The organism is Arthrobacter sp. GAS37 (assembly GCF_044908325.1).
Lineage (GTDB): Bacteria > Actinomycetota > Actinomycetes > Actinomycetales > Micrococcaceae > Arthrobacter > Arthrobacter ramosus.
Window position 1 is genome coordinate 1 of record NZ_JBIYDB010000041.1, and the last position, 22950, is coordinate 22950.

General features: G+C 59.4%; 21 protein-coding genes and 1 pseudogene. 5 read left to right on the plus strand and 17 right to left on the minus strand.

The genetic code is table 11. From position 1 onward, the window contains the following. Window positions 1–428: 428 nt before the first annotated feature. Entirely contained in the window at window positions 429–902 is a 474-nt protein-coding gene (locus ABH924_RS21150; protein ID WP_404501957.1) for an iron-sulfur cluster assembly scaffold protein, read from the minus strand. A gap of 27 nt (window positions 903–929) precedes the next feature. On the opposite strand from ABH924_RS21150, the gene ABH924_RS21155 reads away from it, so the two are divergent. Then, on the plus strand, window positions 930–1838 hold the full coding sequence (locus tag ABH924_RS21155; protein WP_404501958.1) for a DUF2797 domain-containing protein: 909 nt from the start codon (window positions 930–932) through the stop codon (window positions 1836–1838). 1598 nt (window positions 1839–3436) lie between these two features. Here the strand turns inward: ABH924_RS21155 and ABH924_RS21160 are convergent. The 3 genes from ABH924_RS21160 to ABH924_RS21170 are packed head-to-tail and all read right to left on the minus strand — an operon-like array spanning window position 3437 to window position 5788. Continuing rightward, entirely contained in the window at window positions 3437–4138 is a 702-nt protein-coding gene (locus ABH924_RS21160; protein ID WP_404501960.1) for an HIT family protein, read from the minus strand. Window positions 4139–4143: 5 nt separating this feature from the next. Further along, window positions 4144–4893: a dTMP kinase gene (locus ABH924_RS21165; protein WP_404501962.1), complete on the minus strand. Its 750-nt coding sequence runs from the start codon at window positions 4891–4893 to the stop codon at window positions 4144–4146. Further along, window positions 4841–5788, minus strand: a complete 948-nt coding sequence (locus ABH924_RS21170) for a hypothetical protein (protein WP_404501964.1) — start codon at window positions 5786–5788, stop codon at window positions 4841–4843. The genes ABH924_RS21165 and ABH924_RS21170 overlap by 53 nt, the downstream gene beginning before the upstream one ends. A 290-nt stretch (window positions 5789–6078) precedes the next feature. Here ABH924_RS21170 and ABH924_RS21175 point away from each other — a divergent pair, with 290 nt between their 5' ends. The 3 genes from ABH924_RS21175 to ABH924_RS21185 are packed head-to-tail and all read left to right on the plus strand — an operon-like array spanning window position 6079 to window position 8577. After that, on the plus strand, window positions 6079–7017 hold the full coding sequence (locus ABH924_RS21175; protein WP_404501966.1) for an ABC transporter ATP-binding protein: 939 nt from the start codon (window positions 6079–6081) through the stop codon (window positions 7015–7017). Further along, window positions 7014–7805 carry an ABC transporter permease gene (locus ABH924_RS21180; protein WP_404501968.1) on the plus strand — a complete coding sequence of 264 codons (792 nt, stop codon included), beginning with the start codon at window positions 7014–7016 and terminating at the stop codon, window positions 7803–7805. The genes ABH924_RS21175 and ABH924_RS21180 overlap by 4 nt, the downstream gene beginning before the upstream one ends. Before the next feature lie 22 nt (window positions 7806–7827). Further along, window positions 7828–8577, plus strand: coding sequence for an ABC transporter permease (locus ABH924_RS21185; protein ID WP_404502033.1), 750 nt, complete (start codon window positions 7828–7830; stop codon window positions 8575–8577). A gap of 1 nt (window position 8578) precedes the next feature. Here the strand turns inward: ABH924_RS21185 and ABH924_RS21190 are convergent, their stop codons facing one another. Both ABH924_RS21190 and ABH924_RS21195 read right to left on the minus strand, forming a co-directional pair. After that, on the minus strand, window positions 8579–9583 hold the full coding sequence (locus ABH924_RS21190; RefSeq protein WP_404501970.1) for a hypothetical protein: 1005 nt from the start codon (window positions 9581–9583) through the stop codon (window positions 8579–8581). A 44-nt stretch (window positions 9584–9627) separates the two neighbouring features. Further along, window positions 9628–10923: a metallopeptidase TldD-related protein gene (locus tag ABH924_RS21195; RefSeq protein WP_404501972.1), complete on the minus strand. Its 1296-nt coding sequence runs from the start codon at window positions 10921–10923 to the stop codon at window positions 9628–9630. Between the two features lie 508 nt (window positions 10924–11431). Here ABH924_RS21195 and ABH924_RS21200 point away from each other — a divergent pair. After that, the gene (locus tag ABH924_RS21200) at window positions 11432–11773 is read left to right on the plus strand and encodes a phosphoribosyl-ATP pyrophosphohydrolase (protein ID WP_404501974.1); all 342 of its coding nucleotides are present in this window, start codon (window positions 11432–11434) and stop codon (window positions 11771–11773) included. A 13-nt stretch (window positions 11774–11786) separates the two neighbouring features. Here the strand turns inward: ABH924_RS21200 and ABH924_RS21205 are convergent, their stop codons facing one another. The 11 genes and pseudogenes from ABH924_RS21205 to ABH924_RS21255 form a co-directional block, all read right to left on the minus strand. After that, window positions 11787–12197, minus strand: coding sequence for a GNAT family N-acetyltransferase (locus tag ABH924_RS21205; protein WP_404501976.1), 411 nt, complete (start codon window positions 12195–12197; stop codon window positions 11787–11789). A 107-nt stretch (window positions 12198–12304) separates the two neighbouring features. Continuing rightward, complete coding sequence (locus tag ABH924_RS21210; RefSeq protein WP_404501978.1) at window positions 12305–12889, minus strand: recombinase family protein; 585 nt, start codon at window positions 12887–12889, stop codon at window positions 12305–12307. Between the two features lie 193 nt (window positions 12890–13082). Then, window positions 13083–13346: pseudogene (locus tag ABH924_RS21215) on the minus strand (Tn3 family transposase); the annotation flags it as partial. Window positions 13347–13592: 246 nt separating this feature from the next. Then, window positions 13593–14345, minus strand: coding sequence for a hypothetical protein (locus ABH924_RS21220; protein WP_404501980.1), 753 nt, complete (start codon window positions 14343–14345; stop codon window positions 13593–13595). Between the two features lie 33 nt (window positions 14346–14378). Then, the gene (locus ABH924_RS21225; protein WP_404501982.1) at window positions 14379–14738 is read right to left on the minus strand and encodes a hypothetical protein; all 360 of its coding nucleotides are present in this window, start codon (window positions 14736–14738) and stop codon (window positions 14379–14381) included. 99 nt (window positions 14739–14837) lie between these two features. After that, window positions 14838–15317: a hypothetical protein gene (locus ABH924_RS21230; RefSeq protein ID WP_404501984.1), complete on the minus strand. Its 480-nt coding sequence runs from the start codon at window positions 15315–15317 to the stop codon at window positions 14838–14840. Next, window positions 15314–16114 carry a DUF4913 domain-containing protein gene (locus ABH924_RS21235; RefSeq protein WP_404501986.1) on the minus strand — a complete coding sequence of 267 codons (801 nt, stop codon included), beginning with the start codon at window positions 16112–16114 and terminating at the stop codon, window positions 15314–15316. Before ABH924_RS21235 ends, ABH924_RS21230 begins: the two co-directional genes overlap by 4 nt. Then, window positions 16111–17892: a type IV secretory system conjugative DNA transfer family protein gene (locus tag ABH924_RS21240; protein WP_404501988.1), complete on the minus strand. Its 1782-nt coding sequence runs from the start codon at window positions 17890–17892 to the stop codon at window positions 16111–16113. The genes ABH924_RS21235 and ABH924_RS21240 overlap by 4 nt, the downstream gene beginning before the upstream one ends. Continuing rightward, window positions 17889–19490, minus strand: coding sequence for an ATP/GTP-binding protein (locus ABH924_RS21245; protein ID WP_404501990.1), 1602 nt, complete (start codon window positions 19488–19490; stop codon window positions 17889–17891). The genes ABH924_RS21240 and ABH924_RS21245 overlap by 4 nt, the downstream gene beginning before the upstream one ends. Before the next feature lie 24 nt (window positions 19491–19514). Further along, the gene (locus tag ABH924_RS21250; protein ID WP_404501992.1) at window positions 19515–21065 is read right to left on the minus strand and encodes a DUF2892 domain-containing protein; all 1551 of its coding nucleotides are present in this window, start codon (window positions 21063–21065) and stop codon (window positions 19515–19517) included. Window positions 21066–21097: 32 nt separating this feature from the next. Beyond that, entirely contained in the window at window positions 21098–22882 is a 1785-nt protein-coding gene (locus ABH924_RS21255) for a hypothetical protein (protein ID WP_404501994.1), read from the minus strand. Window positions 22883–22950: the final 68 nt, after the last annotated feature.

Genomic DNA, 22950 nt, shown 5'->3' on the forward strand with positions numbered 1-22950 from the left:
GGTCCGCGAACCCACCGTGAAGCCTTCCATCCTGGCCCGAAATGCCGTGAGTTCCCGCTCAGAACACTTCAGTCCGGCTGAACTCACGGGAAACCTGGTTCTCCTATAGGTGTCCTGAGCCGCCAAGTTGGACAGGTTCCTGACGCCGGCACGCACCCAAAGTGCTTAGCGCTAACGGCTGTTCAGTCCCTACTTCTGACGTGGGAACGGAACGGCATTCAACCATGACCGGAATTCTCATTGTCGGGTTCAGCCGTCAATGTCCAGCCCCCCCAGCCGCCCAGCGGGCTACTCGGACTGCCCAGCGCGTACTATCGGTATCCGTGACCTGCCCCGGGACTGGAAAGGCCTTTGTCCTCACTCTGAGCTGACAAGATCACCCTGACCTCAGCCGCCGCAGCTTCTCGATCAGACAGAAGCTGACAAGATCAGGACTCGGTCAGCTCTGCTGCAGCTTCAAGCGCTTCCCATGGGAGCATGGCACATCTCCGGCGGTTGGGAAAGAGTTGCACTGAGCCTAACGCCGCTTCGTAGGGTCTCCTGGTAAGGACTGGCGTGTTCTTTTCAGTCACGATCCGCCTCAACCGCCCGACGGATTCGCGCATCTCGATCAAACTCCCACCTGATACGTGCTCTGACATCATCGAGGCCGATGCAAGCATCACGCTGCACCCTTCACCATCCCAAGTGACTGACTCGATTCCGCAGCCGTCTGACCGTGTGGTTATCTCCACTGTGATCGAATCGCCACATGTGAGGGTTCTCCTGTTAGCCGTCGCGCCTGAGACGTTCGTCGTACCTCGGCCCGTCTGCTTGCGAGATTCCGATCTAATCGCCTCGCCATAGAGTTCGTTCATACTCGCGGTCGGCATTAGTCCCCTCAGTATTACCGTGTCGGCCATGGTGTCAGCAGGCCTTGCTAGGATCACATGGTGACGTCCATTATTCAGGCGATTCAGTATAACGACTCAGAAGGCCGCTTACTGACGTACGACGTACGTTCCCGACAGTCGTCAAGTCTAGGCTTAGAAAAAGCTCGCATCCGATTCCGCTTCTCACATCACCGTTTCTGCGTTGGACGCTACATCCTCACAAGTGAACTTGAGTTCGTGTTACAGCCATGCCCGTCGATCAGCAAGCAAAGCCGAGGTAAGCAGTGTGAGGCATGTGCCAACGTTGACGAGTCCAAGTACCTCCACGCGGCTCATTTGGGAGGGAAGGTGCCGCATCGGGTTGCCGAGTATATGGCGCAACCCCACTGGCTCTACGTTGCCGTGTTTGCCGACGGAGATGTAAAAGTCGGCACTGCAGCTCAATCGCGCAAGACTCGAAGATTGGCCGAGCAGGGCGCCGTTTGCGCCGATTTTGTGGGGGTTGTAGCCGACGGATATCTTGTGCGTGAACTTGAGGATCAAGTGAGCTCAAGTACACGTGTATCGCAGGGGTTTTCGTCAGTCCGTAAAGCACAAGCGTGGGTGAATCCTCGCCCGCTTATCGAACTCGAGTCGATCTGCGCGTCGACAGCCGAACGCGTCCGCGCATCAAGCGCTTTGATCTGGGGTCAGTCTATTAGTGAGAAGTGGCGCGCTCGCTCGAACGCCCTAATAAACCCACGACCGGGCCAATACCGACTTCCGTTTGGAGGCATCGAACCTGATTTCATCTACGATTGGGAAGTGCTTAGCGTTCAGGGACCGACCGCCCTTATCCATACGCATTTTGCTTCCGGAGCGGGGGATTACGTGGTGGATCTCTCTGCGTTGATTGGACGAGAAATCGACACCGACCTCGAGGATTCAGCCGAAGGCGGTGGGACGGGTCCGGCGATGCTCTTCTGACCCTACCAATGAAGGCTGAGCCTGCTTTCGTACTACGCGGAGTCCAGCTTCGCGAAGAATAATCGCTAGGTGACTCAGCTGGCCAGAATCAATCGCCACAGTTCGAACACCTCTTTCTTGGAGCTCCGCGGCAATCATGCGGAGCTTCGTAGCGTCTTCACGAGCTACGGATACGTCAAGAAGAATCGCAGTGTCATCGGATATCTCGTCGAGGTTTCCTTTGTGGATTCGCTTCCACTCTCCCGACTGCGACCCTGCATCAGGTTCCCCATTTGCGCCGACACGCTCGGCGAGCCGAAGGTTCTGAGGGCTAATTCCGTAGGAAATGGTGCAGTGCAGTTTCAACCCCACGGCTGCGAAGGCCAGTTTCGATCTTATAGATTGAATAGCAGCAACATGCGACGTTAGCCAGCTCGAGTATCGTGCAATAGTCACACTGTCAGGACTTGCTCGACGCACATCCGAAAGCCCTCCTGGGAGAGCAAAACGCGCGAGGGAGGCTTGCTTACCGTGCTCTATCACCCAGCTTGCCGGAGAGAGAAGGGCACCAAATATTCGAGCCGGCTGGCTCCGATTGTCCAGCTCCCAGATGCCTGGGATGATCTCGAGTTGGAAGTTGATGCTGTCGACAACGAGTTCGGCAGATGACAGGACTGGATCGAAGGGTTGAACAATTACGCCCAGACCTTGCGCATGCCGCGTTAGCCACTCCGCGGCTTCCTGAGGCGAAACTCCAACGAGACGAGGCAGATTTAGCCGCATGGTCAAAGCCGCAAATGTCCTCACGACAACTCGATCATGCGTACACGCCGACAGCAAATGCGCTCTCGCTGCCTCGACCCTGCTAAAGACTTTCGCCGGGTGAGTCTCGAGCCCATGATGCTCGAATAACTGGACTGCAACAGACTTGTCTAGATCCACAATCGCCTTGTGACTGGCCGAACTTGAACGAGGTATAGAGCGCCGTCGGACCAGACCCACTCAATATCGAGATCGCGGTCGAGACCCAGCGCGTCATCGAGTCTCGAGAGTGAGTACTCGAGCGCATTACAGACGTCGGTAGTAGGAAATTCAACCGCGGATGCACCTTGGCACCGTGTGGATTCCCCCGACACGTCCCCACGTACTTCGACTGTCCGACCATCTGTAACTGCTCGAGGGGCACGAGCCGCTTCGAACGTGAATCTGTTGCCAACGCCCATCGCGACACCGGACCACTGACCTGAAACCTGAGCCTGAACCATGACGCTTGCTAGTGCCTTGGAGGTCATTCTGTACACCGTGTCCACGAGAAATACAGCGTCAGGAGCGCAATCAGTGATCGTAATGCTGAGGCCCGCCCGCGAGTCGTCGAGCGAGTCTTCACCATGCTCCGATGATCGAACTATCACCGTCTGGGGTCGATACAACTTGAGCCACGAGTCGATCGATTCCTTAAGCTGTTTCCTGCCTGCTGGCCGAATTGAGTCAGGAAGAATGCACCACGCAGGCGGCACCGCGATTCCCGGCAATGCACTCGCAATGCCAAGGAGTGAGGATTTGTTGCCCCAAACCCCAGGATCTAGATCCATGGATCCAAGGGCACATGACCACATTGATTACGTGCCTTGAGCTGAGAGTCTGGTATTGATCATATTGGCAAGCCGCTCGACATTTGGGTAAGCCAACCAGTCCCATCCGTCTGCGTCCGTTCCGAGCCATTCACACAGAGAACGTCGGAAAAATTGAGACGGCGCTCCCGTCGCGGGAGCAAGATAAGAACCGCCCGCTGTTTCGATTGCAAGGTAAGAACTCCGCTTTTGCTGAACAGCGTTGGCGGCAGCATTCAGCCAATCCTCTACGGGTGTCAAACGGACATGGCGTTCGACGATTTCGATGAGTTCAGCGACATCCTGGTTTGTAGCGACAAGGTGAATATGAGCGTGATCTTGACACGAGCCACCCTTGTTGCGGAAGTCATAACTTCCGTGTTCGAAAACAACGACCTCGGAACCACTTGTTGACTTGAGGAGTCTGGAAACTTCTCGGATGGTCTTACGCAAATCGTCTCGCTCTAGATCCGACATCCATCCTGACGAGAGAGTGTGGCGTCGGGCCACGACCAGTACATACCAGTCAGTGAGAGGACCGAGACACGGAACCGCAACAAAGTTCTCATTCTCGTAAAGTATGTAATCTTTCGGGCCATTGGCGAGACCTAGGTCAATCAAGGGCGATTGTGCCCCGGAGAGTTCATTGCAGAACGTGCAGATATCCGAATAGTTGCCGGAGTCCGGTTCGGCAAAACGGCTTGTTTCCATCGTAGTCACCCTCTACGAGATCCGATAATATTTTTGACTTGGCTGTTTTCCAGAATCATTGTGACAATTTCCTCGGTGCCGAGCAATGATGTGTCGAACTGAAGCCATTTGCGCGCGCCGGCAAACAGCCGAAGTTGCGCAGAGACCTGACTCTGAAAACCAACAAAATCAGACGGCTTATCGCCGTTTCGTCCGCTTTCAACAGGTGTAAACCCCCCCTTACGTTCAAGCGCGATTTCGGGAGGGACATCGAGGAGGACTGTAAGTGTTGGTTCGGAAAGCTTTTCGAAGCTCCCGAGCACAATATTCTCGGGAAGAGAAGCGGCGACGAGGTACCGAGCGACAACCTTGTGGTAAGAGTTGTCTAAGATAACAACGTCACCGCGCTGGAGAGCCGGCTGCACGATAAGATCATCGACGAGCCTATGCCAAGAGGCCAGCGCATGGAACCAATACTCATCGCTCAGGTTCGAAGCAACTGAACGAGGACGCCCAAATATCAACGAGTTCAGTGTCTCAACATGCTTGGCAAGGTCCTCATTCAAGCCGACCTGGGCAAACCATTTATCAACCCGAATGCAACTGACTTTCATTTCCTTGAGACGGCCCTCGAGAGCTCGTGCAGTTGTCGACTTCCCGGCTCCGTCTGTCCCCTCGAAGGAGATGAGCAACCCTCCAGCCCGAATTTCGGCCGCCGCCCGTTCAGGGGGCGCGGCGATCGAGCGTGGAGATGATAGTGTCTCTGATTTGGTCAAGGAGAACCTTCCGTTTGTCCACGATTGCGGCGCGACGTTCGTTTGAAAGATCCTCGTCGCGTTCCCGCGCGAGGTTATTGGAAATTACATGCAGATAACCGTACTCGATGTTTGCGCGGGCGGCAGCGCGGCCCATATGGCCAATTTCGGGGTCTACGAAGTCGCCGCGATCAAGTCCATTAAGCCAGGGCTTCGTCTCTAACAAGATGGAGGGGGAAGACACGTGCAGGCCACTGATGGTGTTCGACGAGTGGGGAACACCTGCAAAGAAGTCATCCCATTCCAACGTCTCACCTTCGAGCACTGTCGTCGAGCCAGTTGCGAGATGCTTGTTGGGTTCCACGGCAGGATCCAGCGATCCGACTTTTCCGACATAGACCACACGTTTCGCCCCGCACTCAGCGAGGCGCGTGACCGCGCTTCCTGCCACATCTCCCCATATCGAATGCAAGAACCCAACGAATAGCACCCGGTGCTTACCCAGCATGTCCTTCTTCCACATGAACCCATTGCCGGACGACCAACCGTTGGGTCCTGTAAACGCAGGCAGACCCCAACCGACAACTGTGAGGTCGACATCCCCTGCCTCGAAGTCGATGGCACGCAGCGCTTCAGCCGCAGCATCGCTGCGGGGAATCATCATCGAAACGTGTTCGTCATTCCGTCCAGTCATGGCTAGGTAGGTTGCTACGATCAGTCCGTAGTGGAGGACGTAGTCCTTTCCAGGGAAACACTTGAGGACAAGTTCATGACTTGTGGAGATCGCGGTTGGTCGTTGCCAATTGAACATCTTGTCCGACTTTTCAGTCGTGGAGATGAGCGCCGCGCGCTCGTACCCGCCTTCAACCCGAATGTGCTTCCAGCTAGACGCCAGCAGAGCGCTGTGTATCTTCATTTCCAGGTATCGCGAGAGTCGTTGAGGAGGCATCGTGTGTGTGCCCGGGTCAATCGCGGCTACATAACTATGCTGGGTAACTGAAGTCGATCGCAGTACCACGTGAGGCCTCTCAGTAGTTTTGACGCAGCCGTCAATTCCATGTAAGGCGCTTTACGACCTCTACAAACAATTATAAAGCGTCTTGGCATACTCTAGAGACTGATCACAAATGGCGTGTTTGGCTATTGTTGTGTGGCAAATAGTTCATCCTGCCTCTCCACCACTTCTGTTACCTGTCTAGGAGACACATGTCCGTCGACGCGATTCTGGTCAGTGACCTGTTACGAACGTTCGGTACCGGAGGGTCACGTCGCACCGCCCTGGATGGCGTGAGCTTTTCGGTTGCCGAGGGGGAAGCAGTTGCTATCCTTGGGGCAAATGGAGCAGGTAAGACCACCTTGACCAAGATCCTCTCGACGTTATTGCTTCCCTCAGGCGGGAGAGCCCAAATTTTTGGTCATGACGTGCAGTCGGATTCACTCGCCGTTAGACGCCTTTCAAGCACGATTCTCGGTGGCGACCGGGGACTTTACAATCGCCTTACCGGGCGTCAGAACTTGCGCTTCTTCGGTGCCATCGATGGCCTACCCACCGCAGCGGCAAAGTCCGCGATCCCGGCAATGTTGGACACCGTTGGTCTTACCGAACACGCCGATAGAAGGGTCGAGACATATTCAAAAGGCATGCGACAGCGTCTCCATATTGCTATCGGCTTATTGAAGAGTCCCCGGCTTCTGCTGCTCGATGAGCCCACAGTTGGGCTGGATCCGACTGAAGCGCGTAGACTCCGCGAATCAATCAGAGCAATGAATGAATCCGGCGTTACGGTTCTCCTGACAAGCCATCATCTACTGGATGTAGAGAGCTTGGCGACGCGGGTGATCATGCTTGAGGCCGGCCGGATCGTCGCTGATCTTCCGACCAAGCACTTCGCTTCGCTGGCTGGTTACGAGGCCATAGTTGAACTCGCCCTTAAGCGTCCATTGGATCGAGCCAATTCGCTTCGCCATGTTCAGGTTCATCCTCGAAATCCTCTGCGTGCGAATGTAACTGTTAGTTCTTGGAACGCTTCTACATTCGAGGATCTTGCCTATGAGCTGAATCTGATTGACCCAGAGCGAGTGACTGTGCGGTCTTCTACCCTGGATGACGCCTTCGCTGCACTGGAAAGGCGGGAGAACAAGTGATATCCCCGGTGCAAGTGCGTTCAGGGCTCTCGCTGTTGGCAGCTGGTGCGACGATTCAGATTGCGGAGAGTAGAAGTGGTGGTGCAATGCTGGTGACAGGGATGGTTCAGCCAATTACGCTGCTGCTCGTATTGATGTCACAGCGAGGAGTTGATCCGACTCACTCAACAAATTTGGTGCTCGGCGTCGTCTTGACATCATTCTGGTCATCCACGGTATGGGGAGCATCGGGAATTTTACGGCGCGACCGTCGCCAGGGAACCCTGATCCGTACCTTGCTGGGCACCCGCGATCCTTTGCTGATGCTGGTGGGTCGAACCCTAGGCGCATCGGTATTCAGCATCGCCACTGTGACCGTCGCAACCTGCGGAACTCTGATCCTCATGCATGTGACGATCACGGTGAACGACTGGGTCGGGGTCGTTGTAGGGTTTTTTTTGACCGTCATAGGTGGCATTGGAATGGGCCTTTTACTCTGCCCTCTATTCGTTGTGTCCAGATACGCGCTCCATATTTCGTCGGCACTGATGTATCCGATCATCATTTTTGGAGGGCTCCTCGTTCCAATCGATGCTCTGCCGAACTTCCTCCGCTGGATCCCCTTACTTATCAACCTTCACTGGATCAAGCAGTTCCTTGCGAGTTCCGTTTCGAGTTCGAACGGGACCGACTGGGCCAGTGCCGGCATCGCCATGGCGTTGACCGTTGGCTGCGGACTGCTTGGGGCGCTGGTCTTCAGGACCAAACTCGTGGGAGCGACTCAGCGAGGTGACCTAGATCTTGCTTAGTGGGGGTATCTTCCTTGAAGTTGTGCTGAATGGCTTTTCTGCCTATCTGCGCGCAAACCCGCTAGTTATCACGCTGACCACGACTCTGCCCAGGGCCACTATGCAAGTCGTGTTCTTCACCTTGCTAGGGTCGGTGACGTTGCAATCAGCAGATTCCGAGTATTCGTTTGTAGGAAGCGTGGCTATCGCAATTTTGCTATCAACGGTGATCCAGATTTCGGATGTGCCTGCGGATGAGAAGTGGCAAGGAACCTTCTATCGCCTCCGAACCTCCGCTGTTTCTCCCGTCGCACTTATATACCTAAGAGCAATCCCGTACGTTGTCGAAGGGCTGTTCGTGGGTTGTATAAGTTGGGTTGTCGCCGGCGCAGTCACGGGCAACGCGGAGCTTATACCGAAGTTGCTTCCGCTCTTTCCGATTCTCTTGCTGGTTTCCATCACATCAGGACTCGCTGGGCTGGCCCTCGCGTCTCCAGTGCTTGGCAAACGAGCAGATGTAGTGGTCTCGAACGGGGCTGTCTACCTCATCATCGTTGCAGGAGGTCTTATTGTTCCGAACACTGACCTTCCGATGCTCTCCGTAATAGGTAAAGTGCTTCCAGCGACGAACGGGCTTCAGGCCGCGAGAGGGATCCTGGCCGGGGAACCCGGGTGGTCAGGATCCCTCTGGCTGGAATTGATCGTAGGCCTCGGATGGGGTCTCGTCGGTGCTGCTCTCTACTGGAACCAAGTGCGAAAGGCCCACAAGAACGGAACTGATGACTTTGCCTAGCTCAGCGCCAGAACTCGTCCAGGTTGACAAGCAAACCACGTCTTAAGAACTGCTCCTCGACCGATTCAGGCAGACGCGTTCGGCCGTCCGCCTGAAGCCAAGCGTTCGCTGTGCCAATGTTGGTTCTGTACGCCTTGTCAAGACCGGTCAATGACATGGCGTCGCTGAGCCGCAAGATGTGAACGAATGGGCTTCGCTGTACGCCGTCACCCATCACAGTGCTCAGGTCGACGTCTACGCGCTCAGCTTCGACCTCCCAAGCATCAAGGACCAATTTGCTTGCCAGGAACGATGCCGTGCTGCAGCGTGCGACAATTGATCGGATAAGTTGCGAACTCTCACTCATGTTAGTGCTCGTTATTCGAGTCATGGCGTATAACTCATGACCCAAATGGCTTAAAGCCGGATGCGTGAAGACCCTGCGCCAAAGAAGACTTTCACCATAATGGAGCTCTCCAACGCCAGCCAAGACGACAGATAATCCTTCTGCAAGAGCGATGTCCGCTGCTCGGTCTGCGATCAAAAGATCGGAACTTCTGAGTCCTCCCAGAGCGTCCTCCAGCATCCGTCCCATCTGGATCGAGCTGCAGGTCATCACAAGGTGACGGTAGGCGTCCCTGCTTATCTGGTTGAACTCAGAAGCACCCCGGTCCGTCGAATGGACTTTGACGCCGGTGACAAAACGGGAGCCAAGTTTTTGCCACCTCAGGTGATCATGTATCTGAGATTTATCAATGGTGCTTATGCGGAACGAACGGTATGTCTCGATGATTTGGTCGAAACTATCCCGAGAGATCACATTCAACTGGACGACTATCCCGGAGATCTGGTGCAACGAGCTCTCGACGGTATTCCCCGCCTTCGGGACAGCATAGAGATCCAGATCCGAATAGGCATGCCTCAGCCCGGACAGCGTGCCCCCTGATACGACAACCAATTCGAAGCCGTCAAAGGAAACGCGACCTTCTAGCTCTCTGACGAGTCCCTCAAGACGAATCGAGTCCATTGGCTCAATAACCCTGCCAAGAGCCGCCGGGTGTGTGGCCGCCGTCACTGATTCACAACCGGAACAGCGGCGATGAGGAGCTCGGGTGAGGAGGAGAGGGTTCGCAACTTCTGTTCTTTCTTAAAGCAGTATTCAGGAGCCGAGGACGCAGAACTCGACCCGACTGTAACTATATGGCACAAGAGCTCAAGCGCGGAGGACCGAACTCTGCCTCCTGAAAATTGGGTCGCTCTGTCACCATCAACAAGGATGGACTCGCCCAACTCAAGTAAAAATGTCCCCGTGCGCGGGAGGAACATCGCCGACAGGATCTCCTTTATTCGAAGGACAGGCTGTTTGTGCATGCCCAAATCCAGATCTGTCGTGAGGCTTGAAGTGAGTTTGATGCTGCGCATTCGAGGCATAGCCTTCTGGTCGGCATGCTCACGGCGGTGGTTCGCCTGACTATCCGATGCGCCGAGGAAGTTGTGCACTTCACCGCCGCAAATTAGCTCCGTGGACCTCGTCTGGTTGCCTAGGTCGTCATACGCGGCCCGAACCCACGGATCTTGGTCCTGCCCATCGTCTCGGATGTTGATGAACCCGGGGGCGATCTTTGAGCCAGTCTCAAGGTGATCCTGGGCAATTCTGATGTTGTCGGCTTCGAGGAGATGGCCGAAGACTTCGTGGGTCAAAGTTGCAGCAGCAGAGGAGTCAAAGCGACACATGTACAAACCGGGGGGTACTTTAGGCCGAGACGCCAGCGCACCGACGCGCTCTTCGAGCTTCCTTCCCATCTCAATGAGCTGAGCCGCAGGGAATGGAGTCTTCCCGTCCGTGACGTCGACGACTGAGGTCCGGGCGAATTGTCTTCCGGACGCTTTATCAATGGCAACCACCGAAGCGCGCCGGTAGGAGTGGTCGGTTTCATGAACCGAATCAAAGACCGTCTGCAAAGTAGTTCCAAGGTTGTGCTCGACGATGATCCGTACATCTGCGCGCATCTTTTGAGCTTCTTGGGCGAGAACGATTTCGTTCATCTGATGAAGGTGAGCTTCTTCAGGAACTGTCGGAACCTGATGAGGACTCAACCGATGGTGGCCTGCGGGCAAAGTCGCGAGGTATCTGGAAGCGATGCCAACTAGTTCCCCGACGCCACCGACAGGTTGAAGGCCGAACGCGACCTCACGTACCGTGCTTCCAAGGATCCTTGCTGCCGCGCCCAGCCGGCTTTCTGCCCAGATAGTTCCCGCTCGTTTGGGTCCGATAACTACTTTTGATTGAAAAGAAGATTCCGCATACAGGCCCAGCCCGGCAGTGACTATTTGCTCGCCATAAGACTTAATTTCGTCGAGTTCCATGAATGGACGGCTCCGTCTAAAAATGATTAGGCCCCGCCGCTGATGAAATCAACCCGCGACGGGGCCTAATTTGGGTAGTCATTACATCACTTCGGCGCCGCATGCGGCGTCGTCCTCGAGAAGAATCTCCTCAATGACTGACTTCTGATCTTCGGTCATGCTCACTGCCCTCCCTCCATGCATCAATGAATACGCGATCACGCATTTTCGGACCGCGGGTCACCCGTGGCCTCGGATGCTCGACTCCTCGAAAGTTGAGAAGCCCACCTGAATGCTAACCGATGCATAGAAGAGGTCGAAGAATATACAGGGAAATGTTCCGCTCCTACTTCCTCGACGTTCTCGAAATTTCTCGATCCCGCGCGCTGCGGGGAAGGAAACTTGGTCGCCATCGGCGACAGCTCGCCAGGGTCTGGCTCAAACACCCCGCTCAACTCTGTGTATCCATTCAGAATTGGGTCAAACGACGTGCTTCTGCACAGCCGTGCCGTTCCCGTATCATCTCAAGATGGGAAAGTTAGTCCGAGACCGGATACCAGAAGTCGTTGCCCGAGACGGAGGACAGATTCCGACACGCGTCCTCGATGACTCGGAATTTGGACGCGCGTTGCGGGACAAGGTGAGGGAAGAGGCTCTCGAAGTCGCTCAGGCCGCTTCCCGCGAAGCGCTCATCGAAGAACTGGCCGACCTTCGAGAGGTCGCGGGGGCGCTTGCCCGGCATGAGGGGATCGACGAGGACGTTGTCCGAGCGCGAGCGGATGAAAAGCGGATCACGCACGGCGCTTTCGACGCAAGGCTCCTGTCGACCTCATGCTGTGCCTCCCCGGAGGCCAGTCCGGCAGCACATTGAACGAAGGACTGAGCTACCGCCTCCTAATTAACATTAGGGCGACAGCGCGGTCAGCTCCATGGTTGAGGCTACCGGTTCGCCCGCAGAGTCGACATTGTAGGGTTACTGCTACTTGCGGGGAGAGCGGCAAATGTTGCCCCCCGCGCAGCCATTGGCGTGGTTTTCGTTCGCCTTGGGTGAAGCCCATGCTTGCGTACCATCGGGATACGGTTGCTACTGTTTCGTCGGGCTCTCCGGGGTCTGGTTCGAGCATCCCTTCGATGGGCAGGCCGTGGAGGTCCGCGTACATGCACAGCTCGATCAGGGCCGCAGTCCCCAGTCTTTTGCCTCGGAGCTCCCTGGCCACGACGATGTCGTGCAGCTCGATCGTTGGTGTTCTGGCGTAGGAGTATGGCTGGTCCGGGCCTCTGCGGCTGACAAACAAACAGTATTACCGGGGGCTGCCCGCGTTCCAGGGAGTCCAGAGACTCCGGGATTGGCCGCAGATTCGCGGGGAGGTGCTCGAGGAGTCGGCGCCTGTGCCGGGGCTCCTCATCGGGCGTCTTCCATGCTCAGGTACCGGTAGACGGTGGCGCGGCTGGCTTCGATGATCTTTCCGATGTCGGCGGGCTTGAGGCCTTGGGCCTTTAGCTCGTGGGCGCGTTTGACCTTGCCGTGGTCGGCGGTGATCTCGCGTCGTCCTGCTTTGCGGCCGTTAACGGCGGCTGCCGCCATGCCTGCCCGGGTCCGCTCGGAGAGCTGGTCGCGCTCGAGCTGGGCGAAGGCGGAGATGATGGTGACCATGGCCTGGGCCATGGCTGCGCCGAGCTCGGTATCCGGGTCCGTGGCGATACCATCGCGCAGCGAACGGAACTTGACTCCGCGGGCCTTGAAATCGTCCAACAACTCAAGCAGATGGCGGGTGTTGCGTCCGAGCCTGTCCAGCTTCCACACCACAACCTCGTCCCCCCGGCTGAGACGATCGAGCATCCTGTCCAATTCCGGGCGGCTATCCCGGGTGCCGCTGATTCCCTGGTCCCGGTAGATGCGTTCGCACCCTGCGGCCTCCAAGTCCCGGATCTGCAAGGCCGTGTCCTGCCCGGCCGAACTCACGCGGGCATATCCGAGGAGCGTCATGCGGGTCTCCCTCCCGTCCTGTCTCGCCAAAGGATACTTTTCATTGTTTATGAGAATATCAGCGTGAGACACATTGCTGAGACAGGAGGGCTTTCGAAAATCCCGGGTTCGACAGGGACTTTCTGAGAAACGGCAGGATCGAGGCACACTGGGGTCAATGTCCGAGCAAAGGATCGTTTGATGAGATTCCCGGTTAGGCACCGCTGAGCACCTGGGTGTTGCTGGAGCCGGCGAAGTCAAGGTGGGTGCTCATGTCGAGGGTAAAGCGTCCGTAGGGGTTGATATGGGTCCAGAACAACGGAGTAAGGCCTCGGCGGTCTTCGGGGGTTAGCATGTCGTGGAATTCCGGATCTTCGAGGATGGTTTGGAGCATCAGCGTGTTGATCAGGACCAGGGACGACTGTAGAAGGTGCAGGGCGAGCATGGACACTTCCGTTGTTTCACGGTCCTCCGGTCTGACTTTCGGGCTATGCCGCGTACTTCGTGGGCGGCCTGTCGGGCGGCATCAAGGTGTTCTTCCAGCTCCGGTGTCCCCGGAACGATTATCGCGCTCACTATTCCCCTATCGGTCTTCGGTGGTTGTCCGCAGGTGCAGGTACCTGTCGCTTCTGGCTGCCAGCGTCTGACGATCGCGTATTTGTTTCCACGTCCGGGGCTTTCGGGCCGCATCATGTAGATACGGGGGCTCGGCCACGGCAGATGACTATTCCGGATCCGCCTGGGGGAAGAATGAACCGCTTTTCGTGGAACGGATATGTCCTTCGCCGACGATGCGTTCGGCGATCATCCAGCGGTGCGGGCTTCGGTAGTTCAGGGGTGCGTCGTCCGGCGGGAGCAGGCTATCCAGCTCATGGCTGGCGCTCTCCTTGTCGTGGTGGAGTGAGGTGTGGACAACACCGATCCTTTGTTCGGTGAGGATCAACACCCAGATCAACATCGAAGCTTTGTCCCGTGCAATCCGTGCATTCGCTTCGAGGCGTCCTCCTGGGAGGCAACCAAGGCGCTCCACGACTTCGATCGTGTTGCTGGCGGATCCGGTTCTTACCATCCAATCGGCTATGTGGTCCTCGCGGACGCAGAGCGTTCGGGTCAGCTCGTGCATGGTTTGGTCACCGGATTCCCATGCGGTTCGCAAAATGTCCTCGGCGCCTGGCACCCACCAAGGACGGCCCGTGCTGCGATGGAAGTCCCGGGCTTTTTCCTCCCAAGGAAATCCAGGGTCCTCTTCAAGGATGCCCCGAAAAGATTCGAGAGCCTTTGCCCGGAACGGTGGTCTCTGGTGCTCGGAAACGTGCCGGATCAAGTCTCGGAGCCGCCTCGCAACCGCTGACTTTTTGCGGCCGACGTGGTCGGCTATGTCGTCGTCAGAGAGGCCCTGCCGAAGAGCTTCGAATGTCCGGTCGTAGTCCTCGTGGATCCACGGACGGTTATGTCTGGGCGGCAGGACTTCGGTCACCCTTCGTTCTCCCGATGAGCTGGCCGCTGGATGCTATTGGGCAACACGCAGCTGCTTGCGCGAAGCTGCGAAGAGCCGCGACCACTGAAGGATCAAGGCAACGGCGACAAAAACAAGGGACCCAGACAAGACGGTGTTCAAGCCGCTTTCGGTCAGTAGCTGACCTCCTCGGATCCCGGCACTGTAGTCCAGTGCCCAGGCCATAATCAGCCACATAACGCCCAAAAACGTGCCAATGAACATCCAAAGGAACGCGACGGCCTCGATCGCCATGTACTTCTTGGTACCGAATTCCCGCCGGTCCAACTGGAGGCCAGGCTGAATGATGCCGAGCACCATGAAAACAGCTCCGGCAATGAACGCAATGACCCAAGTGGACGAATCGATGACCATGAAATCTCCCCAAAAACGAAATGACAAACGATAGCCGGATACTAGATCTCCAAGCTGGGTGTTTCCTGTGCGCGTCGTATCGAGGAACACCGAAGAACCTCAGCCCTTCGTTACGATCCCGGCCACGAGGGAACCGGCCGCCTGGGCTTCCATGAGCTGTACGGGGACGGGTTTCCCGTTCTCGGGTACAAGGTCATCACCGATGTAGACAAGGATCCGTCCCGTCAGGGTTGCTTGATGGTGCCATGCCCGGTCGAAGGCTGTTTGAAGGTCGAAAGCCGCGACCAGACGGGCCTTGGCGTCCAGCAGACCGAATTTCGTGCCAGCCTTCTTCGTCCAGGACCAGCCGGTTGCTTCGGGCGGGGCCAGCAGGGATTGTTCCTTGGTGATGCGGTGCAGGCCACGGACCTCGAAGTGCGCGCAGACCGTCGCACCTGAGAACAGCGAACCGGTCCGAACTGCGGGTGGCGTGCCCTCCGGGCGGATGAGCAGGAACGGTGTCCGTTCGGGCCCCTGATAGCCGTTCTGGAACCGCATGCCCTGGATAGGCTGTGCCTGCCTGCTTTGTGCCAGGTTCATCGGGCACCCCAGGTTGCCGGGTGCTGAACGGGCAGCGGCGACGTGGCCGGGGCATGATCTTTGTGGATGTCGCGGTCCTTGTATCCGGGCCAGGGGATGACCGGGGCCTCCGTGCGGGTGCTCAGTGCTACGCGCAGTGCGGGGTAGCCGGAGTCGGTGGATGAGCTGTGGACGGGGCGCGGGTGTTTGTGGGCGGGGGTGCAGTCCTTCATTCCCCAGGGCTCGGAGTGGATGCGTTTGATGGTCGGCCACAGGTAGGCGGAGTGCCAGTACGTGGGGGCAGTGTCGGGTTTGTTGTGCCCGTAGTACGCGGCCCGCCAGGCGACCCAGAGCGCGGTGATTTCCTCGACCACGGGTGGGTGCATGTACCAGCAGGGGCGGATACGGATGATTTCGGCTGTCCCGTAGCGGCCGTTGTACCAGTCCACCCACTCCCGGACCTTGTCCAGCAGTTCCCCGGTAGCCTCCCCGGCCAGGTGTTTGGTGTTCCATTCATCCGGTTCGGAGGCTTTGGGCCGTTCGTTGAGCTTCTGGACCGCTTCGGTGATGTCGCCGATGGCCTTCCCGAACAGGCCGAACTGTTCAGCGCTTTCCTTCCTGGCATCGTCCACCAGGTTCCCCAGGTCCACAAGCTGGTTTTCGTGCTCGAGGACGAGCTCCTCCAGGGAAGGATGAAGGCTCCCCTGCTGGGCGGGGCTGTTCTCTTCCGGTCGGTCTTGCGGTTCGTGGGCGTGTGCTGGTTCCGTGGCTGGCTCCTGGACATCGACGGCGTTCTCGTGGTGCTGGTTGTCGCTCATGTTGCGGATTCCTCTTCGGTGGTTTGGGCGTACTGCGGGATGTTCTGTTCGGCGACGTTGCCGCTGAGCAGGTATTCCTCCAGGACCTTCTTGCGTGCTTTGATTTCTTCCCCGTCAGGACGTTCCCAGTAAGGGATGAGGTCAACGATGGTCGGTGGAAGGTTGGTGTGGTGCATGAACGCTTCTCCTCTCTTCATCTGCTGGATTTCGGAGCCGCGGATCACCGGTACTTCCTCCTCCCGGTAGGTGATGGTCTCTTTCCCGTCCGTGACCGAACGTGACTTTCGTTCCACCATGCGCACCCCGGCGGCTGCGGCGACCCGGTCCAGTTCCCTGTGTTCTTCCAACCCGGGGAGAATCATGCGTACCGAAGAAGTGCCTCGGATCATTTCGGCCGGGGTCTCTCCCCACCGGCCCCTGTTCTGTGCGAAGGACTGGGAGAAACCGATGATGCGAATCCCGCGGCCTCCGGAGTCCGAGAGGGCCGACGCCATGTTGGGGAACGCGGCCGTGTTCGGTGCTTCGTCCAGGACCATGGTCAAAGGCGGCCAGAGCCGGCCGCCGGGCCGGGACTGGGAGATCTTCTGGGCCTTACGGAACAAATGGTCCGCGAACATGGTCACGATGGGTGCGACCGGTGACTCTTCGCCGTCGGTCAGCAGATACAGGGTGCCCCGGGCGTCCAGGAACTCTTCGACGTCGAAGCCGGCCCCGGGACCGGGGGTGAGGGTTTCCATGGCCTTGGGCGAGTAAAGGGGTTCAAGTAGCCCGAGCAGGGTTTCCTGCACGGAGTCGATGGTTTCCCCGGCCCGGGAGTCGATGAGTTTAGCCAGGCGCTTGGCGAATCCGGGCGAGTGTCGTTGCAGGATTTCCAGCGGCTCGGTGTCGGTGAAGTCGTTGGCCCAGTCCAGGACCTCGTTCATCGTTTTGCCCTCGAGCGCGGCTGCGTGCAGGTAGCGGGCCAGGACCGCGGAGGCTTTGGAGTTGAACCAGTCCCCGTTCTTCACGTCCCCCATCGGTTGGGCGCCGGCCCATGCTTTGCCGCGGGCCATTGCCTCGTCAGGGTCCTTGCACCCGGCGATCGGGTCCCACCGGAGTTCTTTGGGCCAGCCGGAGATGCCTTGGAGGTCAAAGACCAGCACGGGCCGCGGAGCCTCCAGCGTCCCGGAGCGCATCAGTGCGGTCAGGAGGAACAGGTCGATTTTGGTGCTGGTGGCGATCACCGCGCCGGGGGCGTCGATGAGGATCCCGACCGCGAGCCAGAGCGTCTTGCCCGAGCGTTGGGGCGCGAACACCCACATGGAGTCCTCGTGCTGGAAGTAGACCGGTTCCCCGTCCAGGGTGCACAGGGTGGTCACGACGTCGTCTTCTTCCACGTTCTCGGGCAGGGTCAGGGACTGGCGGGCTGTCGCGACCGCGGCTTCCTTGCCGACGCGGGGGGCCAGGTCATCGTGGCCGGCCAGGCCTTCCCGTGCCTTGGGTTCCTCCGGGGCGTCCTTGTCTTCGACCGGGGGCAACACCCAGAACAGGGCCCCGGCCCCGGCACTGACTGCCACAGCGAATACCACGGCGAAGATCGTGGCCGGCAACCCCCAGGCCAGGGATCCGGCCAGGAGACCTCCGGCCAGGGCGAATGGATTCCACTCGGCCTTTCCGCCTGCGATGGCTTGGCCGATGTTCCAGCCCGTGAGGACCCCGACGATAGCCCCTGCTACCCAGACCCAGATGAGGCTTTTCCATGCCAGGGCCAGTGCCCCGTTCGTGATGGCTTTCTTCATGCCGCTTCCTCCTTAAAGGTGATCGTGGTGTCCGACCCGTCCTCAAAGCTGACGGTGGTGTCTGTCCCGTCCATAGCGATGGTCGCGGCCGACGTCATGGCCCCGTCGGTGTTGGTCAGTTCGATTTCGAGGTTGGAACGGATGTGCGTGACCATCAGGGGAGGCTGGGTTCCGATCTTGAGCAGGCAGACACCCTGGCCAAGTTTCTTGATGATCTTGTGTGTGCCCTTGGGCAGGCTGAAAATCCTTGCAGTGTCCCGGGCATCATCGTCGTCCTGCTGCCCGTACAGGAACACGGTCCCGCATTCCTTCATGATGGCCCGCGCCGGGGACTTGGCGGGAAGGTCCGAGGGGTGATGGAAAGCGAACTTGCACGAGAGCGACAGGCCGCGGCTTACTTTCATGTTGCGCAGGTTCACCTTCGCGAAGGAGCCTTCGACCAGGTGCCAGGCTTCCTCGACGTTGAAGTGCGTCGGGACGAGGTTCTTCTGGGACATCAGGGTGTTGGTCAGCCAGGTGCTGATGATCATCATCACGATGCCCAGGGCGGGCCCGTCTTCGGGCAGGGCCGAGACGTCGAAGATGGTCAGTCCTGAGTTCAGGGAGATGTTCTCCGAGGTGGGTCCGTCGATGAGCCCGGCGAGGTCGTCCTCGATGAGGCGTTCCAGTTCCGCGGCAGGGTCAATGCCCCACTTGCGGGCTTCCTTGACCGTCAACCCTGCCACGGCGGTGACGGACTCTTCGGGGAACCAGAGGAAGTGCACGATGTCCCCGATGACCGCCACACGGCCCTCTGCCTTTGCCCGGTTCAGGGCGGACTCGTGCGCCATCCGCAGGGCCTTGCCCTCCTTGGGCTTGATGGGCCGGCCCAGAGCCTCACCCAGAATGGCGCGCAGCAGCTGGGACTGTCCCGGCGGTTTGCCGGCCTCGATGTTTCCTTCGATGCGCACGGCGATGGCCGGGTCCAGGATGTTGATCCTCGTCCCGGTCCCGTCCAGGGCGAACCGGACAATCGAGGCGCCAAGCTTGTTTCCGAGCTCGGTGTACTCTCCCCGGATGCTCCCGTCGGCCTGCAGCTGTGGTTTCTTGTCGATCTGGACCACCCGGTGTCCCAGGACCAGGGCACGCAACACACCCCAGCACTTCATCATCGAGGACTTGCCCTTGCCCAGGTCCCCGATGAAACACACGTTCGGGGACTGGGTGATGCCCAGCTTGTAGCCGGTGAAAGGGTCATGGGCGACCATCCAGCCCGTATCGGCGTCGACCCCGACGAGCAGGCCCTTATACGAGGTCGGCGCGGACGCGACAGCCAGGTAGGTGGCCTCCCCTTGCCGGGTCGAGGACGGGATCGGTTCGGTCGCCGGGTCGTAGAAGCCCAGCTTGTTCGCAGTAGCCTGCCGTGGACCGCCATACCAGGACGTTGCCCGGTGCGCGGCCCAGTCAATTCCGGCTGCCGGCTGTTCGGCGGGCTTCCGTTGTGTTCCGGTCCGGTTCGTGGGGCCGGAGCCGGCTTTACGGCGTTCCCTGCGCGGCGGGGTATACGGCTCCTCCTCAGCGGTGTCTGTCGTTTGGGGGGCGTTCGGGGTCGTGTTCATGGGTGTTGGGTTTTCCTTTGTCTTTTAGCGGCGCAGGCCGCGGGCCAGGGGCAGGCAGGTGATGAACGCCAGATCGTGGCGGCCGTCGAGCCAGGTGATGTGTTCGATGCCGCTGTCCGAGCACGCGGCGTCGACGACGTCGGACGCGGCCATGAGCTCGGCGGGGCTGTCGGCGGTGATGGAGAGGTACATGCCGTAGCCCAGGCCGTGGAAACCTGTCCCGGGGCGCAGGTCCTGCAACCGTTGCCTGGATGCCCCCAGCAGAACTTCCTCGCTGCCGTCGGTGACGACCCCGGCGCTCTTATCGGCCCCGGCCGTATCCGTGGTGACATCCGCCCTGGCCCGGGCACGGGCCTGTTTCGCGGGCATGAGCTCGTCGATGATCGTTACTGTCCTGATGACCGAGGGGTTGACGTCCTTGATCAGCGGCTGGAACATCTGCACCGGCAGGGCTGTTGCCTCGAAGTCTTCCTTCGCGATGAACCCGAACCGGCTCACGGGTCCTGCGTTGATACGGAGGTACTCCTGTGATTCGGTCCCGTCGAAGGTTTGCCAGCACGTCTTCAGGTCCGCCCCGTCCAGGTCATCGATGTCAAAGCGCGGGTCCTGCAATGACCTGAACAGCGCGGCCGCGTGGACAGCGCCCAGGCCCCGGATCCCGAAAGTGGAGCTGGCCCTGCCGGCGAACCTGGCCAGCTCGTCCAACACTGCCTGGCCCATCCCCTCATCCCCTGGACCGTACCGGTCCGCTTTGCGTTCCAGCGCAGGGGTGTCCGGGATCAGCAACGCGTAGTAGGAGCGGTGCTGGTCCGCTTGGGCCTGCACCGATTCGGTGAGCTCGGCATAGGACTCCACCAGAACCTCCGGCACACCCGGACCGATCTGGCCAGCCATCCAGGACAGGTGATCGGTCGCGTCCATGGGCAGGGCCCGGGTCAGGGGCTGGATGTGGGTGATCAGGGACGTCATGCCGGCCAGGAAGGACAACAACGCACCAAAGGCCAGATAAGGTGCGTCGTAGCCGTCCTCATCGGTGATACCGGACCCGGTCCCGGTGGTTTCGACGATGACGATGTAGGCGCCCTGGGCGCGCGTGGAGTCCTTGAACGCCACCACCGAGGACCGCGGCCCGGTGGGCACTTCGAACCACCGCATGGTGCCCACGGCCAGAGGCGCGTCGGCCGGCCGGTACGCGTCCCCCTTCTTCGCGGCCTTCCGCTCTTCCTTCTCCATGCGCTTGAGCGTCGGCCCCGGAACCCAGTCAGGGTCCCCGGTCACCGGGTTCAAAAACGAGCTCGTCCCTCTGCGCTGGCGCCGGCGCGTGTGCCAGGTCTGCAGACGCAGCGCAGCCCAGGTCCGCTCACCGAACCGGGCGAAAGGTGTGAACGCGGCGAAACCGGTCAAGAGCAGCACAGACCCGGCGAGCAGCATGTACCACTCTGCCCTGCCGATAGCAGCGGTCAGGACAGCGGCCAGGACGAACACGCCGATCCCGGCCCATTCAAGCCTGGACCGGGAACCGCCGAACAAACCACGGTTCCCGCGTTCCCCGCCAAGGACAGCCATTCGTGCCATAAGAAGTGTTCTCCAGTTTTCTTTGTCAGTTCTTAGTCGAAGGACGGGGCATGGTCTTGGGCCTGGGAACGGGCCGAACTTGCGGCCGTGTTCGCTGCAGCCAGCGCGGCCTTCAACGCGACGCCGGCAGCGACTTTCGAGGTCCCGGCCACAGCCGTGCCTGCCTTGCCTGCGACCTGCCGCGCAGCACTTTGCCCGCGCTTTTCCTGACCCTGGCTTTGGCTCTGCCCCTTGCCGGTGTTCCCTGCACCACGAGTCGAAGCACCGCCGGACTTGCCGGTACCCCCGCCTGCGGCGTTCTGCACACCGGTGGTTGTGCCGCCCGCTGTGCCGGTGCCGGTACTCCCGCCGGACCGGCCCGAACCTGTCCCGCCTGAACTTCCGGCACCTTGCCGGCCGCCGGCGGTGCGGGAAGAGTTCCTGAACATCCTGGAGCTCATAAGGGCCCCGGCCGCGCCGCCCACGGCTGCCCTGCCCATGCCGGAACCGTGGCGTTGGATTGAATCACCACCGCCTGGCAGCAACGGCATGTATTTGAACAGGGTGGCCGGGGCGAAACCGACTGTGAGCATGACGAGCCCGACCGTGAGGACTTTCAGTGCGTTGGTCAGCGGGTCCTTGTCGCCGCCTACTACCGCGGCCTGGCCTCCGATCATGGCCATCACGAATCCCAGGATCAGGAACAGCAACGGCTTGGACAGGGCAATGCCGAGATAGGTGGTGCCCATTTTGACGGCGCGTTTGCGCCACAAGGGATGGACCACGAACCCGAGCCCGATGGCCAGGGCTGCGCCGATCATGCCCAACGCGATGCTTTGGAGCACGAACAGCACCAGGATCGACCAGGCACCGAGCAGCATCAGCCCCCACAGGATGATCCCGGCCACGGGGCCGAATACCCCGCCGGAGGCGAAGCCGTTGAAGTCCGTCGCGTCCGCGAAGCTCAGGAACGACCCGGAGGTGAACTTGATGACTCCCACATCCAAAGCGGCGATCTGGGTGTTCAGGAAGTGACCCAGGGCCGGGCCGAACAACACCAGCAACAACCCCAACGGCCCGAAACCGACGATCGCGTGGGTGGTTTCCTCGGCCGTGATCTTCCCGTCGCCGTAGTCCCGGACCGTGCGCATCGTCATGAACGCGAGCACGATGATGCCGATCCCGCCGAATGCCGCCCACTGGGTGCGGAACCAGTCCGCGTTCGGATCGAAATCAGTGGCCCGGGACGCGTTATCGATCACCGCAGCCAGCGCCGAGTTCGAGTCCGTCTTCAATTCGTTGGCCAGCTTTTCGGTGCTGTCTTTGGGGTTGGCGACGAAGTCCACCACCCCAAGGCCGCCGTCACCGATGATCTTGGACCAGAACCCGCGCCAGGCCTGATCGTTCTTAGTCAGGTCCTTGTTCGTGCCTGCCGTGTTACACCATGCGGAGTCGTAGCCGGTGTCCGGCTGGTTCGTCTCGTCCAGGAGTTGGCCGGCCATGCAGGCGGTGTCATACGCTTTCACCGTGGTGTAGGGGTAGATGGCATCGAAGCCGGTGGGCAGGATCGACAACAGCTTCTCGTGACAGGTGCGGTACTTGTCACTGTTGGGATCCACTTTGGCGTCCTGGCTCAGGGCACCGCCCTCGGTTCCGCAATAGTCGCTCGCGACCTGCTCACGGATGGCCGCGGCGATCGCCGGCTTCTTCACCTCAGGGATCGTGGCAGGATTCGGCGCGACCGGTTTGCTGTCATCAGCGAACGAGAGCCCGGCAGAACCGGCAAGGATCCCCGCCGCAACCACCACCGCGGCCAGGACCCGCAGAAACCCCCGCAACGGTCCCCGGAACGGTCTACGGAACGGTCTCCGGAACAACCGGGCAACGGAGGGCCGGCCCCCGGGGC

Bases quoted from the DNA above. Each gene is read 5' to 3' on its own strand.
- ABH924_RS21150 (WP_404501957.1), bottom strand. From the start codon at position 902: ATGGCCGACACGGTAATACTGAGGGGACTAATGCCGACCGCGAGTATG.
- ABH924_RS21155 (WP_404501958.1), top strand. From the start codon at position 930: ATGGTGACGTCCATTATTCAGGCGATTCAGTATAACGACTCAGAAGGC.
- ABH924_RS21160 (WP_404501960.1), bottom strand. From the start codon at position 4,138: ATGGAAACAAGCCGTTTTGCCGAACCGGACTCCGGCAACTATTCGGAT.
- ABH924_RS21170 (WP_404501964.1), bottom strand. From the start codon at position 5,788: ATGAAGATACACAGCGCTCTGCTGGCGTCTAGCTGGAAGCACATTCGG.
- ABH924_RS21175 (WP_404501966.1), top strand. From the start codon at position 6,079: ATGTCCGTCGACGCGATTCTGGTCAGTGACCTGTTACGAACGTTCGGT.
- ABH924_RS21190 (WP_404501970.1), bottom strand. From the start codon at position 9,583: ATGGACTCGATTCGTCTTGAGGGACTCGTCAGAGAGCTAGAAGGTCGC.
- ABH924_RS21195 (WP_404501972.1), bottom strand. From the start codon at position 10,923: ATGGAACTCGACGAAATTAAGTCTTATGGCGAGCAAATAGTCACTGCC.
- ABH924_RS21200 (WP_404501974.1), top strand. From the start codon at position 11,432: ATGGGAAAGTTAGTCCGAGACCGGATACCAGAAGTCGTTGCCCGAGAC.
- ABH924_RS21210 (WP_404501978.1), bottom strand. From the start codon at position 12,889: ATGACGCTCCTCGGATATGCCCGCGTGAGTTCGGCCGGGCAGGACACG.
- ABH924_RS21225 (WP_404501982.1), bottom strand. From the start codon at position 14,738: ATGGTCATCGATTCGTCCACTTGGGTCATTGCGTTCATTGCCGGAGCT.
- ABH924_RS21230 (WP_404501984.1), bottom strand. From the start codon at position 15,317: ATGAACCTGGCACAAAGCAGGCAGGCACAGCCTATCCAGGGCATGCGG.
- ABH924_RS21235 (WP_404501986.1), bottom strand. From the start codon at position 16,114: ATGAGCGACAACCAGCACCACGAGAACGCCGTCGATGTCCAGGAGCCA.
- ABH924_RS21240 (WP_404501988.1), bottom strand. From the start codon at position 17,892: ATGAAGAAAGCCATCACGAACGGGGCACTGGCCCTGGCATGGAAAAGC.
- ABH924_RS21245 (WP_404501990.1), bottom strand. From the start codon at position 19,490: ATGAACACGACCCCGAACGCCCCCCAAACGACAGACACCGCTGAGGAG.
- ABH924_RS21250 (WP_404501992.1), bottom strand. From the start codon at position 21,065: ATGGCACGAATGGCTGTCCTTGGCGGGGAACGCGGGAACCGTGGTTTG.